Annotated in this window: 11 protein-coding genes; 5 read left to right on the forward strand and 6 right to left on the reverse strand. The window is 31.7% G+C overall.

The annotated features are described in order from the left end of the window. Positions 1-47: 47 nt before the first annotated feature. Positions 48-1,481 carry a TrkH family potassium uptake protein gene (locus tag ACKI5C_RS09200; RefSeq protein WP_407432828.1) on the reverse strand — a complete coding sequence of 478 codons (1,434 nt, stop codon included), beginning with the start codon at positions 1,479-1,481 and terminating at the stop codon, positions 48-50. Between the two features lie 100 nt (positions 1,482-1,581). Here ACKI5C_RS09200 and ACKI5C_RS09205 point away from each other — a divergent pair, with 100 nt between their 5' ends. Next, entirely contained in the window at positions 1,582-2,634 is a 1,053-nt protein-coding gene (locus ACKI5C_RS09205) for a UPF0104 family protein (RefSeq protein WP_407432829.1), read from the forward strand. An 83-nt stretch (positions 2,635-2,717) separates the two neighbouring features. Continuing rightward, positions 2,718-3,605: a formylmethanofuran--tetrahydromethanopterin N-formyltransferase gene (gene fhcD / locus ACKI5C_RS09210; protein WP_407432830.1), complete on the forward strand. Its 888-nt coding sequence runs from the start codon at positions 2,718-2,720 to the stop codon at positions 3,603-3,605. A gap of 13 nt (positions 3,606-3,618) precedes the next feature. Here fhcD and ACKI5C_RS09215 read toward each other — a convergent pair whose 3' ends face one another. Next, on the reverse strand, positions 3,619-4,749 hold the full coding sequence (locus tag ACKI5C_RS09215; RefSeq protein WP_407432831.1) for an NAD-binding protein: 1,131 nt from the start codon (positions 4,747-4,749) through the stop codon (positions 3,619-3,621). Between the two features lie 68 nt (positions 4,750-4,817). Here ACKI5C_RS09215 and ACKI5C_RS09220 point away from each other — a divergent pair, with 68 nt between their 5' ends. Both ACKI5C_RS09220 and sfsA read left to right on the forward strand, forming a co-directional pair. Beyond that, the gene (locus tag ACKI5C_RS09220; protein ID WP_407432832.1) at positions 4,818-6,338 is read left to right on the forward strand and encodes an NAD(P)H-hydrate dehydratase; all 1,521 of its coding nucleotides are present in this window, start codon (positions 4,818-4,820) and stop codon (positions 6,336-6,338) included. Continuing rightward, complete coding sequence (sfsA, locus tag ACKI5C_RS09225; RefSeq protein ID WP_407432833.1) at positions 6,325-7,044, forward strand: DNA/RNA nuclease SfsA; 720 nt, start codon at positions 6,325-6,327, stop codon at positions 7,042-7,044. The genes ACKI5C_RS09220 and sfsA overlap by 14 nt, the downstream gene beginning before the upstream one ends. Here sfsA and ACKI5C_RS09230 read toward each other — a convergent pair. Next, positions 7,039-8,526, reverse strand: coding sequence for a DEAD/DEAH box helicase (locus ACKI5C_RS09230; protein WP_407432834.1), 1,488 nt, complete (start codon positions 8,524-8,526; stop codon positions 7,039-7,041). The two genes, sfsA and ACKI5C_RS09230, sit on opposite strands and share 6 nt — an antisense overlap. A 22-nt stretch (positions 8,527-8,548) precedes the next feature. Further along, positions 8,549-9,256, reverse strand: a complete 708-nt coding sequence (locus ACKI5C_RS09235) for an NAD-dependent protein deacylase (RefSeq protein WP_407432835.1) — start codon at positions 9,254-9,256, stop codon at positions 8,549-8,551. Positions 9,257-9,347: 91 nt separating this feature from the next. Between ACKI5C_RS09235 and ACKI5C_RS09240 the strand changes: the two genes are divergently transcribed. Then, complete coding sequence (locus ACKI5C_RS09240) at positions 9,348-10,988, forward strand: helicase C-terminal domain-containing protein (RefSeq protein ID WP_407432836.1); 1,641 nt, start codon at positions 9,348-9,350, stop codon at positions 10,986-10,988. An 18-nt stretch (positions 10,989-11,006) separates the two neighbouring features. On the opposite strand, the gene ACKI5C_RS09245 is transcribed toward ACKI5C_RS09240, so the two are convergent. Together ACKI5C_RS09245 and ACKI5C_RS09250 are read right to left on the reverse strand one after the other, a co-directional pair. Next, a complete protein-coding gene (locus tag ACKI5C_RS09245; protein ID WP_407432837.1) occupies positions 11,007-12,182 on the reverse strand; it encodes an argininosuccinate synthase in 1,176 nt (391 codons plus the stop codon). A 262-nt stretch (positions 12,183-12,444) separates the two neighbouring features. Then, complete coding sequence (locus ACKI5C_RS09250; protein ID WP_407432838.1) at positions 12,445-14,364, reverse strand: IGHMBP2 family helicase; 1,920 nt, start codon at positions 14,362-14,364, stop codon at positions 12,445-12,447. Positions 14,365-14,376: the final 12 nt, after the last annotated feature.

Genomic DNA, 14,376 nt, shown 5'->3' on the forward strand with positions numbered 1-14,376 from the left:
CATTTTTTTATTAAATAATGAATATTGTATTTTCAAAACTTATATATTTATCTTTTAAATATTTCAAAGAATGCTCTTATGGTAATCAGTACAGGATATATTTCCAATCTTCCAGTCCACATATTAAACATACTTATAATTTTTAATTGAGGTTCAAGCACTTGACTAATCTCCCCTATTTCCAGTCCTACATTACCTTGAATGGATATTGTGTAAAATAAGCTATCTAAAGCGTCATGACCACATAAACATATTAATGACCATGAAATGAGAATACAAATAAAATATAATGTTATATAATTTCCACTTTGTAAAATTGCTTTTTCAGTCAGTTTATGTCCTGAAATTTGAATTGGAATCACTCTGCCTTCTGGAGATAATATTTCACGTAAATGTTTATATATTCCTTTAAAAAAGGTAATTATACGTATCAACTTTATTGCTCCTACTGTAGACCCGCTTGATCCTCCAATAATCATTAATGTCATTATTATAATAAGTACAAATGAAGGCCAGCCTCCCATTACAGTTGAACTTTGCACACTCGCACCTGTTGTCGTTAATGCAGATACAACAGTAAACAATATTTCAATTGGAACAATATTTGAAGCCAGGTATATAATAATTGTTGCTGCCGCAATTAATGTAATCATAACTTTAAATTGTAAATCATGTATCAATGATTTTCCGCGGGTTTTAATAACTTTATAGTGAACTAAAAAGCTTGTTGCTCCTAAAATCATTAACACAATAGTAATTAAGTAAATAGTATAGCTCTGATAAAAACCTATGTTTGCATTTTTGATACTCATACCTCCGGTTGAGATAATAGTGAAGGTATTGCAGACAGAATCAAAAAGAGGCATTCCTGCAAGCAAATAAAGAATTATTCCTGCAGCAGTATAAATTAGATAAATTTTAATGGTTTGTATGAGTGTGGCTCTGGTTGATGGTTTAAGACGTTCTTCACGGGCTTCGGATTCGTATAATTTTGCAGATGTTGTTCCGGGTTTTAATAGGATGGCTATAATCATAACAACAACTCCAAGTCCGCCAACCCATTGTTGAAGAGCTCTGAAAAATAGAATACTTTGGGGTAAGCTCTCTACATCTGCAAACATTGTTATTCCACTGCCTGTTAGTGCAGACATACTTTCAAACAGACAATTTATAATGTTTGTGTCGGTGATTAAATACATTGAAAGTCCGCAGATAAGACATGCCCATAACCATGATAGTGATGATATAATCATACCATGTTTCATACGCATTTTACGAGCAGAATGTTTATCAAAGACTTTAGTAAAAATAAAACCTAATAAAATTGATATTAAAGCAGGTATCACATATCCGATTATATTAAATTCGAGATATAGTAAATCAACGATAATTGGAATTAAGCATAATATTCCAACCCCTATCATTAGTTTACCGGAATTTCCGGCTATAACAAAAAGATCATTTTTATTTATATATCTCATAATATGCCCTCTTTGAGTAATACCTAAATAATGTATGAATAAATAAATATATAAATTTTTAAGTAAAAAGATAATTTATACTAAGTAAGATGTTGGTATTATGGATAAAAAAACTATTATATTTCTTGCAATCAGTATTTTAATATTGGTCGTAATGCTATATTTTGTAGGTATTGACGATGTTATAAATGCTTTAAAAATTGCAAATTTACCTTTAATTGGATTAGCTATTGCTACTCAGATTTTTACTTATTTTTTATACACTATACGGTGGAAAGTGTTAAATGATATTGCTGATTTAAATGCTAGTATTTTTAAGTTACTTCCGATGGTGCTTGTTGGTCTTGCAGTTAATAACATCACCCCTTCAGGTAGGGGTGGCGGAGAGCCTGTAAGGGCATATATTTTGGCTCGTGAAGGAAATTATCCTATGGAAGAGACTTTTGCAGCAGTTGTGGCTGATAGGGCTTTGGATACTTTTCCATTTGTATTTTTAGCTATTTTAACTATTATTGGAATGACTATGTATTTTGATTTTTCACCAGCTTTGCTATTATTGATGGTCGTTGCCGTAATAGCTATTGTAATAATTTTAATTTTAGTTATTTACATGTCTATCAATCCTAGTTTTGGTAAAAGGGTTGATGGATGGATTATTGGTATTGTTAGAAGATTTTACAAGAAAAATTCTGAAGAATTTGAAGAAAAAATCCATGGTGTAATTAAAGGTTTTCAGGATACAATGAATATGGTAATCCATAATAAGAAGGTATTATATTATGCTCTCCCATTATCTTTTATAATTTGGATATTTGAAATTTTAAGGGTATATTTGGTATTTTTAGCATTTGGGGCTGATGTTAATCTTGTTGTTATTGGTGAAGTATTTATTTTGGCTTCTCTTGCAGGTATGATTCCTCTTCTTCCGGGGGGTCTTGGAGCAGTTGATGGTATAATGATTATATTTTATACTGCTGCAGGTATTACTGCATCTATTTCAGCTGGTGCCACTGTTATTGAAAGGTTAATTTCATTTTGGATGGCTACTATTCTTGGATTAGTTATTTTACCTTATTATGGTTCTTCAGTTTTAGATAAAATATCTTTCGGTTCGGATACAGAAGAGATATCTGATGAACTTGAAAATGACTAAATAGAAAACTTTATTTTATTATTCTTTAATATTTTAGTATAGCAAAAAAAATATTTTTTGCACTATATAATTTTGGTGAAATTATGGAAATTAACGGTGTAAATATTAAAGAAACTTATGCAGAAGGTTTCGGAATTAAAGTAACTAGAATTTTAGTTACTGCAGCAACTGAAGAATTAGCAAAAATCGCAGCAACTGAAGCTACTGGTTACGGAACCTCAGTTATTGGATGTCCTGCAGAAGCTGGTATCGATTGTTTTGTACCTGCTGACAACACTCCTGATGGAAGACCTGGTTATGTAATTATGATTTGTCACGCTAGTAAAAAAGCACTTGATCATGAATTAATGGAAAGAATCGGTATGTGTATTTTAACATCTCCAACTGCAGCTGCTTTTAACTGCCTTGAATCAGAAGAAGTCTTAAAAACCGGTGCTAAATTAAAATTCTTCGGTGACGGATTTGAAAAAGAATTAGAAATTGCTGGTAAAAAAATTCATTCAATCCCAATCATGTCTGGTGATTTCTTAGTTGAATCCACATTCGGATTCAAAGATGGTGTAGCTGGAGGAAACTTCTTCATTTTAGCAAAAGACCAAATGACTGGTGTTAAAGCAGCTCAATTGGCTGTAGCAGCAATTTCAAATGTTGAAGGAGTAATTACTCCATTCCCTGGTGGTATGGTTGCATCTGGTTCTAAAGTAGGATCCAACAAATATGCATTCTTACCTGCATCCACTAATGAAAAAATGTGTGTAACCTTAAAAGGTGAAGTAGATTCCAACATTAGGGACGATGCTGACGGTGTATTTGAAATCGTTATTGATGGTGTAGACGAAGAATCTGTTAAAGCAGCAATGAAAGCTGGTATTCAAGCAGCTTGTGCTGTTGACGGCGTAATTGAAATTGACGCAGGTAACTTTGAAGGTAAATTAGGTTCTTACATCCTCAATTTACATGATTTATTCTAGAGAGATTAACTCTCTACTCTTTTCTTTTTTTAGTTATTTCCATTATCTCTTTATTAGTTAGATTTTTACCTAATATTGTTTCATGTTTTTCCAATTCTTTGATTAATTTGTCAAAAGTGGCATGGTCCGGTCCGGATATTAGGTGTGAATGAATATTATTAACAGTATTATACAAATTATCCAGAGCGTTTTTAGCATCCTTGTTTTTTCTTAGATAATTGGCATATTTTTTTCCATCATCAAGATTCATTGTGTTGATTTCACGACTTAAAGGTGTTTCAATTCCTGGAATGTGGTAATCGATGTTTTCTAAATTACAGTTAAATTTTGCAATAGTTTTAAATTCATCAAAAATTTCATCTGAAGAGTGCTGGACTGTTAATCTTAGGATATGTGGTTTTGCTGATTCGAAGTATAAATCTTTTCCACCGATGACTTCTGGGGACACGATTTTATCGGCTCCTGCTTTTTTAAGACGGGAAATATTTTCTATTTTACTTGCCCTTGATACAATCCATGCATCAGGATTTGTTTCTCTTATGGTTAATACGATGAATAAGTTAGTAACATCATCACCGGTACTTATAATGACGCTTCTACATTTATCATTTATTGCTTTAGATATCAAATTATTCTCTGTTGCATCTTTATTAATTACAACAACATTTTCATCTTCCACTAAATCTTCTGTTGCTTCTGTGTCTTTATCAAAAATAATTACGCTCTGTTTTCGCTTGTTTAGTTCTTGAAAAACAACTTTTCCAACTCTTCCATAACCACAAAGGATATAATAATCATCCATACGTCCAATTTTTCTCATTTTTCTTGCTCCTTTAGAATATTCGCTCATACGCTCTTGAAAATTGGTTAATATAATATTAAATACATAAGCAAGCAAAGCAACTCCACTTAACGCAAGTGTTGTTGCAAAAATTTTTTGAATTCCTGTTGTAGGTATATAATCCCCATAACCTACCGTTGCCATTGTACTGACAGAATAGTAAATGGAATCAACTAAATTCAATCCCATAATGAAATGTGATCCTATAATTCCATAGGCAAATAAAAGTACAATCAGGATTATGCCGCTTGTAACGTATTTTGTAGGCAATTTTGTCAAAAATTTATATATAATTTTTCTCATGAATTTTTTCCTTAAATTAGATATGTATATTTATTATGATATTATTAAATTAAGTTAATGGTGATTTAATGGACCCAATAGATATGATGGTTACTGATGCAAATTGTGAATACTTAGGTTTATCAAGATTATGTTTAATGGAAGCTGCTGGAAAATCATTAGGTGAAGAAGTGGCTAAGATAGCTGTTTTTTCATTTGCAAAACCTGTAAATGTAGTAATGTTTACAGGTTCCGGAGGAAATGGTGGAGATGCTTTTGTAGCTGCCCGTTACTTGCTTAACAGAGGGTATGATGTTGAAATTTATATGTTGAAAAATAACATTCATTCTGCTGAGGCAAAAACCAATCTTGATGTTTTGTTAAATATGAAACCAAGATTATCCAGATTAACAATTCATGATTTAACAAATATTGGTGATTTTCAATTGGCTGAAGATGAAAATTTCATCATCGTTGATGGCATTCTCGGAACGGGAATTAAAGGAAATCTTCAGGAAAACATTAAAAAAGCTATTGAAGTCATTAATGCATCAAATGGCCTTAAAATAAGTATAGATGTTCCATCAGGGATGGATCCGTTAACGGGAAGTATTGATGATATTGCAGTTTTGCCGGATTATACAATAAGTTTCCATAAAATCAAAACTGGCGTAAGGGATGCTGATGAAGAGCTTGTTGGGGGTCTTGTAACTGCGGATATTGGAATACCTTTGGAAGCTGAATATTTTGTTAATTATGGGGACTTTTTAAGGCTTAAAAATAGGTCAGAATCATCACATAAAGGAAATAATGGGTCTGTATTAATTATTGGTGGAAGCAAAGACTACCATGGAGCACCGGCTATTTCAGGTATGGCTGCTTTTGGTGTTGGTGTTGATTTGGTTTATGTTGCTACTCCTGAAAGTGCAGCAATTCCGGTAAAATCCGCATCTGCTGATTTGATAGTAAAATCACTTGAAGGAGATTATTTGAATTTAAATCATTTGGGTGAAATATTGGAATTGGCGGAAAAAGTTGATGCCGTATTGATAGGTCCAGGCTCAAGCATCAATAATGAAACATCTAAATTATTCAATGTGCTGGTTACTAAGATTAAAAAGCCTATTGTTTTGGATGCCGATGCCTTGAAACAGGTGGATATTTCACTAATTAAAAATAAGGATAAAATTGTATTAACTCCCCATTTGGCAGAATTTAATAAGTTTTTCAATAAAAATTTAAAATTTGATTTGGATAGTTACGATTTTAATAAAGTGGATGAAAACATCACTCAATTTCAACAGGTTACAAAATCAATCAACGGAACTGTGGTTGTTAAGGGTAAAAATGATTTGATTTTATCTGGTTCTAAATTTAGAATCAATCGTACAGGCAATGCCGGAATGACTGTTGGAGGAACTGGTGATGCTCTTGCAGGTATCATCACAGCTTTATTATCGCAGGGATTAAATCCGTTTGATAGTGCATGTTTGGGAGTATTTATTAATGGTCTGGCTGGAGACAGGGCTTGTGAAATTTATGGCAATGGATTTTCAGCCACTAATTTGGTTTCATTTATCGGTAATGTGATTAAAGATGGATTATGTTAAAGGAATTTTTAAAAAAAGGCCTAATCGTTTTATAGCGGAAGTAGAAGTTGATGGAAATATTGAAATAGCTCATGTACCTAATACTGGTCGTTGTAAGGAATTATTGGTTGAAGATGCTACAGTTTGGCTTAAACCGTCAGATAATCCAAATAGAAAAACTAAATTCAGCCTTCACTTTGTTGAGAATCGCGGACACCTGGTATCAATATACTCTCAGGAAGCCAATAGCATTGTTTATGATGCAATAATTAATGGCCAAATAGAAGAACTTTCTGGTTATGATTATCATCAAAGAGAAAAAACAATCGATAATTCAAGAATAGATATATACTTGGCCAATGAAGTTGATGATTGTTGTGGAATGACCTTTCTGGAAGACCCTTGTTTTGTTGAAGTTAAAGGCGTTACATTGGTTGTTGGCAAGGAAGCAAGATTTCCCGATGCACCAACAGAGAGAGGAACAAAACATTTGAAAGAATTGATTAAATTAAAAAAAGAAGGTTTTAGGACTGTTGTATTCTTTTTAGTTCAACATCCATTAGGTGAATCTTTCAGGCCTAATTGGGAAAATGACCCGTTATTTTCTCAAACGCTTAATGAGGCTCATGAAAATGGTGTTGAAATATTGGTTTATAAATGCGATAATTCGTTGGAAGGAATCCGATTAATTCCGCAACTCATGAATTTTGATTTGTCACAGCTATAATCTTAATCTTAAAATTTCTTTCAGTTCTTCATTTGTCATTTCGGTAATGAAAGTTTCATCAGTACTGATGGCTTTACTTGCCAAATCTGTTTTATTTTTAATTATCTGGTCTATATTTTCTTCTAGAGTACCTTTTGTAATAAATCTGTATACCATAACATCATTTTCTTGACCGATACGGTGAACCCTGTCAGTTGCCTGGTTTTCAATAGCCGGATTCCACCATAAATCGTAATGAATAACATTTTGAGCAGCTGTCAAATTCAAACCCGTACCTCCAGTTTTCAATGTAGCCACTAATATTTTGTAATCGGGATTTTCTTGAAATGTATCGATGACATCGCTTTTTTCTCTGCGTGATTGAGATCCGTGCAGGAATAATACATCAGTTTTTAGTTTCTTCGGAACTAGTTTTTGAATTATTTTTCCCATTTCAACATATTGGGTGAATATAAGCACTTTTTCATCAGCACTTAATATATTTTCTAGAATATCAATTAAGAGTTCCATTTTTCCTGATTCTTTAATTTTGGGATTATCATTTTTTAAAAATTGTGCCGGATGATTGCAGGTTTGTTTTAGTGATGTTAATATTTTTAAAATAGTTGCTCTTCTTTCAATACCTTCTTTATATGAAAGGTCTTCAAATATTCCATCCACTATTGCATTATATAATTTTATTTGCTTTTTGCTGAGGCCGCAATAGATGTCATTAACGACTTTTTCGGGAAGTTCCTTTTTAATGTCTTCATCTGTTTTTAGTCTTCTTAATACAAAAGGTTTGGCCATTGTTTTAAGCTTTTCCAAAACACTTTCGTCTCCTAATCTTTCAATTGGAGTAATAAAATTTGTTTTAAACTCACTAAGTGTTGATAAATAACCTTTATTTACAAAATCAAAAATTGACCAGTAATCCGTTAGTTTATTCTCAATAGGTGTACCTGTTAATGCAATTTTATTAAATGCATCAACACTTTTGATGGCTTTTGTTTGTTGTGTGGAGGGATTTTTGATATTTTGTGCTTCATCTATAACACATATGAGCCATTTTCTATCTAAAAACATTTCTAAATCAAGTCTGACCACACTATATGATGTTAATATTATGTCGTAGTCATCTATGGGAAAAATTCTGTTTGAGCCATGATAAATGTAATATGATAGTTCCGGAGTGAATTTGTTAATTTCCTGCTCCCAATTTGAAATTAATGTTGGTGGAACAATTATTAATGTGGGTTCTGTTTCCAGAAGATTTTTTTCTTTAAAATAAAGAATGGTTGTTAAAACTTGAATTGTTTTTCCTAAACCCATATCGTCGGCAAGTATGCTTCCAAATCCATTTTTAATGTTTTGGACTAACCATGAATAACCTATTTTTTGATAAGGTCTTAATTCACCAGTTAATGATTTAGGAACATTGTAAATTTCTGATTTGTTAGCTAAATCTTTTAATTTTTTCTTTTTTGCAGATTTGGAATTCATATATTCGCCTATGTCTTAAATATTAAATCCTGATTTTTGATAATGTTTCACCAATTGCATCATTAATGACTAAACTGGCTATATTGTCGTAAGGAGTTTCGCTTTTGTTAATTAAAACTAAATTTTTTCCGTTGAAATAGTTGATTAAACCTGCTGCAGGATACACAACAAGGGATGTTCCCCCAATAATTAATGTTTCCGCATTGGAAATGTAATCAACTGCAAAACTCAATATTGCATTGTTTAATGGCTCTTCATAAAGGACTACGTCAGGTTTTATGATTCCTCCACATTCACATCTTGGAATGCCTTGTGAATTTAAAATATAATCCAAGTCATAGCTTTTATTACATATTTGACAATAATTTCTGTGAACGCTTCCATGTAGCTCTAAAACATTTTTAGAACCTGCACTTTGATGGAGTCCGTCAATATTTTGTGTAATAACGGCTTTTAATTTTCCTTCTTTTTCAAGCTCGGCCAGTTTATAATGTGCGGGATTGGGTTTTGCATCCTTAAAAATAAGATTTTCTTTGTAAAACTCAAAAAACTCTTCTGTATGTTTAAAATAATATGTATGTGATACCAATTCTTCTGGAGTTTTTGAATATATTCCATCGGCACTTCTAAAATCTGGAATGCCACTTTCTGTTGATACACCGGCTCCTCCAAAAAATACAATATTTTCGGATGAGTCAATTATTTCCTGTAACTGCTCAATTTTTGTCATATGTTTATATTATTTTTAAATAGTTGATTATAAACTTTTAAATATTTTATATTACAAATATGTAATTGTGAATATCTTGTGAGTAGAGATTATGGAAAGTGAAAACAGTAATTCTAACTTGGACTGGATGATTCACTGGTCATTAGCCGGACACCATCCTAGAAACACCCAAATAAAATTAATCAATAAAATAAATTTTGCAATCGGCGAAGGATATAAAAATATTATTCTGGAAGCAGGAACTGGTATAGGTAAATCAGCTATTGCTACAACTCTTGCCAATATGTATGAGGATTCATATATCTTAACCATGACCAAACAGCTTCAAGAACAATATCTGGATGATTTTGGCAATATGCTGGTTGAAATTAAAGGAAAAGGAAATTATAAATGTAATTATAAAGGAACATGTGATTTTTGTATAAAATCTGAGTATAATATTGCTAAATGTAGTGATTGTGATTATTTAATTGCTTTTAGAAAAGCTAAAAAATCAAAAAATGTTATTACAAACTATGATTTTATGTATAGGGTTGGTGTAGACAATCAAATGCTTGATCCCCGTCAATTGTTGATTCTGGATGAGGCCCACAATCTTGAACGTAAGATGTTAATGCTATCTTCCCATGAGCTTAATCGGGAGTATATTTCTACAAAATTTGGTATAGATATATTTGAAGCATTAATGAAAGGAGAAAAATCATATCATCATATAAAAAGTAATTCTGAGTACTGGATTGAAGTATGTAAAGAATTAATGAAAGCATGTGGTGAAAATATTGAAAAAATAGAAGGAACAGGTAAGGATGTTCAGGTTACTTTAGATGAATTTGAAAGCAACCCTTCGAAATATTCTAATGTTGATTATGTTGAAAAGCAAATTTTGGAAAGTGATTTAAAAGAATTTAATTCTATACGATTGGGTTTGGAAAGCGGTGATTTGATTATTGACGTGCCTGAATTAAAACTAATTAAAGATAATAAAATGGACATTTTTGCTGAATTTAAACCATATTCCGTTTCAGATGCTACTCAAAATCTATTAAGCTTTGGTGAAACGAGAATATTTTTAACGGGTACTTTGGGAGATATGAAAAAATTCTGTCAATGGAATAATATTAATCCGGATAACACTTACTATATCTATGAAAAAAGTCCTTTTGAGGTTTCAAATAGGCCGATTTATATAGATTTTGTTGGAAATATGAGTGGTTCGAGAAGAAATGTTCCCAACTGGAAAAATAAACGAGCTATTTTAAAAATTAAAGAATTAATTGATAAATATCCTAATCAAAAAGGTGTAATTCATACATCGAGTAATGAACAGGCATTTTGGATTATGGATAATTTAAAGGAATATAAATTATTATTTGTTGGTGGTGAATCTAGAAATGAAGTTTTAAAAGAATTTAATGAACGTGATGGTGGTGTAATTCTTATTGGAGCTTCTATAAAAGATGGTGTTGATTTAAAAGGGGATTTGTGTAGATTCCAGATTATTTTTAAGGTTCCATATCCTCAGTTAAATGAACAAGTAAAATTTCGTAAATCATTAGATCCTTCATGGTATTATTATCAGGCAGTAATGGCGATAATGCAGGCGTATGGTAGAGGTATTAGGGATAAAGAAGATTATTGTGATATGTATATTATAGATTCTAATTTTAAAAGATTATTTGATTTTAATTATAATTTTTTCAATGAATATTTCATTGAAGCTTTAAAAAAATAAGTAGGGATAGCTAAAAAGCTATCTGTTTAATTTTTGGTAGTTTGCAGCTTGCAAACCGTGGTATTTAATCATACCTTCAACTTCTCTTTGGTCAGTTTCTTTATCTTCGAATGTGATTTGTTCGATACTGTGTAAGCTGAAAGGTGATTTTCTGATTAATGGTTGGATTGATCCTTTAAAGAGTTTCATTGTAACTTCACCACTAACTCTTTGTTGCATGTTGTCAATAGCTTGGTCTAAATCTTCTCTTAAAGGTTCTTGCCATAATGCTCTGTATACTAAATCAGCATAAAGTGTAGACATGTATTCTGCAAATCTTAATTCATCAGTAGTTAAAACAAGTTCTTCCAATGCTTGGTGAGCTGCAATTAATAATTTGGCTCCCGGAACTTCGTAATTTTCCCTACTTTTAAGACCAATCATTCTGTTTTCGATTGTGTCTACTCTTCCAATACCATTATCTCCAGCAATTTTATTAGCTTTTTCGATTAATTCAATTAATGGCATCATTTCGCCGTCAATAGCTACAGGGATACCTTCTTCAAATTCAATAGTGACTTTTTGAGGTTCATCATTTGCTTCTTCCCATGATTTTGTCCATTCGTAAATGTCTTCAGGAGGTTCGTTTGCAGGGTCTTCTAAGTTTCCTCCTTCGATTGATCTTCCCCAAATGTTTTCGTCAATACTGTAAATTTTATCGTAGTTTAATTTAATGCCTTTTTCTTCAGCATATGCTTGTTCTTCAGTTCTTGTTAAATTTAATTCTCTGATTGGAGCGATAACATCCAAATCAGACATTGCGAGAATCACTGCTTCAAATCTAAATTGGTCATTTCCTTTTCCGGTACATCCGTGTGCAATTGCAGTTGCTCCTTCTTTTTCAGCCACTTCAATTATTTTTTGTGCGATTAATGGTCTTGCAAGTGCAGTACTTAATGGATATCCTTCATATTCAGCATTTGCTTTTATTCCTCTTGCAACATATTCGTTTGCAAATTCTTCTTTAGCATCAATTGTGTAGTGTTTTCCAGGACCTATTTTAGCAGCCATATTTTCTGCTTTTTTCATTTCTTCTTCGCCTTGGCCTACATCTACACAGGCAGTAATAACTTCCACATCATATTTTTCTTCTAATAATTTTACACATACAGAGGTATCTAATCCACCACTGAATGCTAAGACTACTTTGTCCATCAATAATCACCATAATTTATTTTTATAAAAAAATGAATATCCATTAATAAATATGTTTTTAATAGTATATAATTATTAATGCGAACTGTTTAAAAATAGTTTTTTTTGTAGAAGTGTTCTCTTAATTGGGGCTTATAATTGAGGTTGAAAAGTTATACGGGTTTTGAAAAATAATTTCCCAATTAAGAGAAAGTGTTAATGAGTTCATCTTACACTTCTATAAAATTAATTTGTTGTTATAGTATATAAAGTTTAGGTATTCCTAAATTTTGACTCTTAAATTTTTCTCTTCAACAAAATCTATTAAACGTTCGTAGGTTGAATTTGATTTTAAAGTGTTACTATTTCCTATAATAATTAATTTTCTCTTGGCTCTAGTAATTGCCACATTTAATCTTCTTAAATCTTTTAAAAAACCAATTTGACCATAATCATTGCTTCTAACAGTTGATATGATAATGATTTCTTTTTCACGACCTTGAAAACCGTCTACTGTTTTTACTTCAATATCGGTCTTTTCGGATATTAATTTAACCTGGTCAGCATATGGGCTGATTATTCCAATATCTTTTTCGTCTACTCCTGCTTTCATATAATCTCCAGCAACTTTAAGGGCAATTCTTGCTTCTAAATGATTGACAATTGATTTTGAATCTTTAAGATGCTTTTCATGGTTTTTTTCCAAATCACAAGTATCTATAAACAGTATTGCATCATCATCTTCAACATCTGAAATGTCTTTTAAAGTAATGTTGTTTACGCTTGAATCGCTTTTCAGATTATTGTTGTAGAATTCGGAATTTGGAAATTCCATTAAAACTTTATTCATCCGATATTGCACATTCAATAGCTGTGATTTATGGGGATATTTATCGATTAATGATTCAAATAATGTGTCCTGTAAATCATAGGCCCTATCACTGATTATTGTTGGGGGTAGTTGTTTGTGGTCTCCTGCAAGAATAAATCTGCGGGCTTTAGCTATTGGAATCAAAACACTTGGAATTGTTGCCTGTGATGCTTCATCAACTATGACAACATCAAATTTTGTCTCAGAAATGCTGTCAAGAGCTGCTGATGAGTTTGTGGATAAAATGACATCGCTTGTTTCAATAATGTCTTTAATCATTTTATTTTCAATTCTTTTTATTTCATCATGCATTTCATCAATTTCCAAATTATAATCAAGCCAGTTTGCCATTGATTTCATTTTATCAGCACTTATTCCACGGCCTCCTTTTCCTTTGGAGGCATTATATAAAATATCGTGGTCTGAAAATCCCCTTCTATATTGGGGTGTCGGTTTTGTAAAACTGCTTCTTTTTTCAATCAATTTATCGATTTTTTTATGAATTCTTTTGATTTTATCATTTAAAGAATGTTTTTCAACTTTATATGCTAAAGTATATGTAATATTGTCTTTTGATACTCTCTGTGGGTGGCCTAATCGGGTAATTTTTAATTTTTTATTTAAGACCAGTCTCTCAACAATATTGTCGACTGCCGCATTACTTTCGGCGGTTGCTAAAACCTTTCTATTCTGTCTGACCTCTTGGGATATTAACTCAACCAGCGTTCTGGTTTTTCCTGTTCCAAAAGGACCATGTATTAAAAAGAAATTCTGTGTTGTCAGGCTATTTTTAACGGCTAATTTTTGAGATTTATTTAATGATTGGTCAATATAGTCAATATAAATGTTATCTTTATTTGGCTGGGGATCTCTTTTATTTAAAGAATATTCTAATGCATTTTTACCTTTAAGACTTAAATGTTTTAAATTATCTTCCATTCTCCTGAAAGTAATGTCATTTGCATATAAATCAAGTCTAACTTTTTTCTTCAGAGCCCATTTTGGAACTCTACTGTCAAAAGCAACTTTAATAAATCTGGCTCCTTTTTCTGTTACCGTTCCGGTCAAATCACTTCTCAATGGATTTCCAGTACTTACTAATATCATATCTCCAACACTTATTTCCGTGTCTATGATTTCTGATCTTCCAAACTGGACAATATTTAATCCCAATTCTTTTCCCAAATATTTTCCTTTAACTTTATTAATGGCTCTTCCCAGTTCTTCCCTTTTTTGTCCGGACATATTTTCTATTTCTGAAACCATTAATTCTATTTCAGCTTCTCGCTCATAATTGATTAATTTTATAAGTTTTTTAATATACTTTTTCAATTTTATCCCCGC

It is taken from the genome of Methanobrevibacter sp. (genome assembly GCF_045646045.1).
GTDB lineage: Archaea > Methanobacteriota > Methanobacteria > Methanobacteriales > Methanobacteriaceae > Methanocatella.

Excerpts from the sequence above, each read along its gene's own strand:
- ACKI5C_RS09200 (WP_407432828.1), bottom strand. The coding sequence starts at position 1,481 with ATGAGATATATAAATAAAAATGATCTTTTTGTTATAGCCGGAAATTCC.
- ACKI5C_RS09205 (WP_407432829.1), top strand. The coding sequence starts at position 1,582 with ATGGATAAAAAAACTATTATATTTCTTGCAATCAGTATTTTAATATTG.
- fhcD (WP_407432830.1), top strand. The coding sequence starts at position 2,718 with ATGGAAATTAACGGTGTAAATATTAAAGAAACTTATGCAGAAGGTTTC.
- ACKI5C_RS09215 (WP_407432831.1), bottom strand. The coding sequence starts at position 4,749 with ATGAGAAAAATTATATATAAATTTTTGACAAAATTGCCTACAAAATAC.
- ACKI5C_RS09220 (WP_407432832.1), top strand. The coding sequence starts at position 4,818 with ATGGACCCAATAGATATGATGGTTACTGATGCAAATTGTGAATACTTA.
- sfsA (WP_407432833.1), top strand. The coding sequence starts at position 6,325 with ATGGATTATGTTAAAGGAATTTTTAAAAAAAGGCCTAATCGTTTTATA.
- ACKI5C_RS09230 (WP_407432834.1), bottom strand. The coding sequence starts at position 8,526 with ATGAATTCCAAATCTGCAAAAAAGAAAAAATTAAAAGATTTAGCTAAC.
- ACKI5C_RS09235 (WP_407432835.1), bottom strand. The coding sequence starts at position 9,256 with ATGACAAAAATTGAGCAGTTACAGGAAATAATTGACTCATCCGAAAAT.
- ACKI5C_RS09240 (WP_407432836.1), top strand. The coding sequence starts at position 9,348 with ATGGAAAGTGAAAACAGTAATTCTAACTTGGACTGGATGATTCACTGG.
- ACKI5C_RS09245 (WP_407432837.1), bottom strand. The coding sequence starts at position 12,182 with ATGGACAAAGTAGTCTTAGCATTCAGTGGTGGATTAGATACCTCTGTA.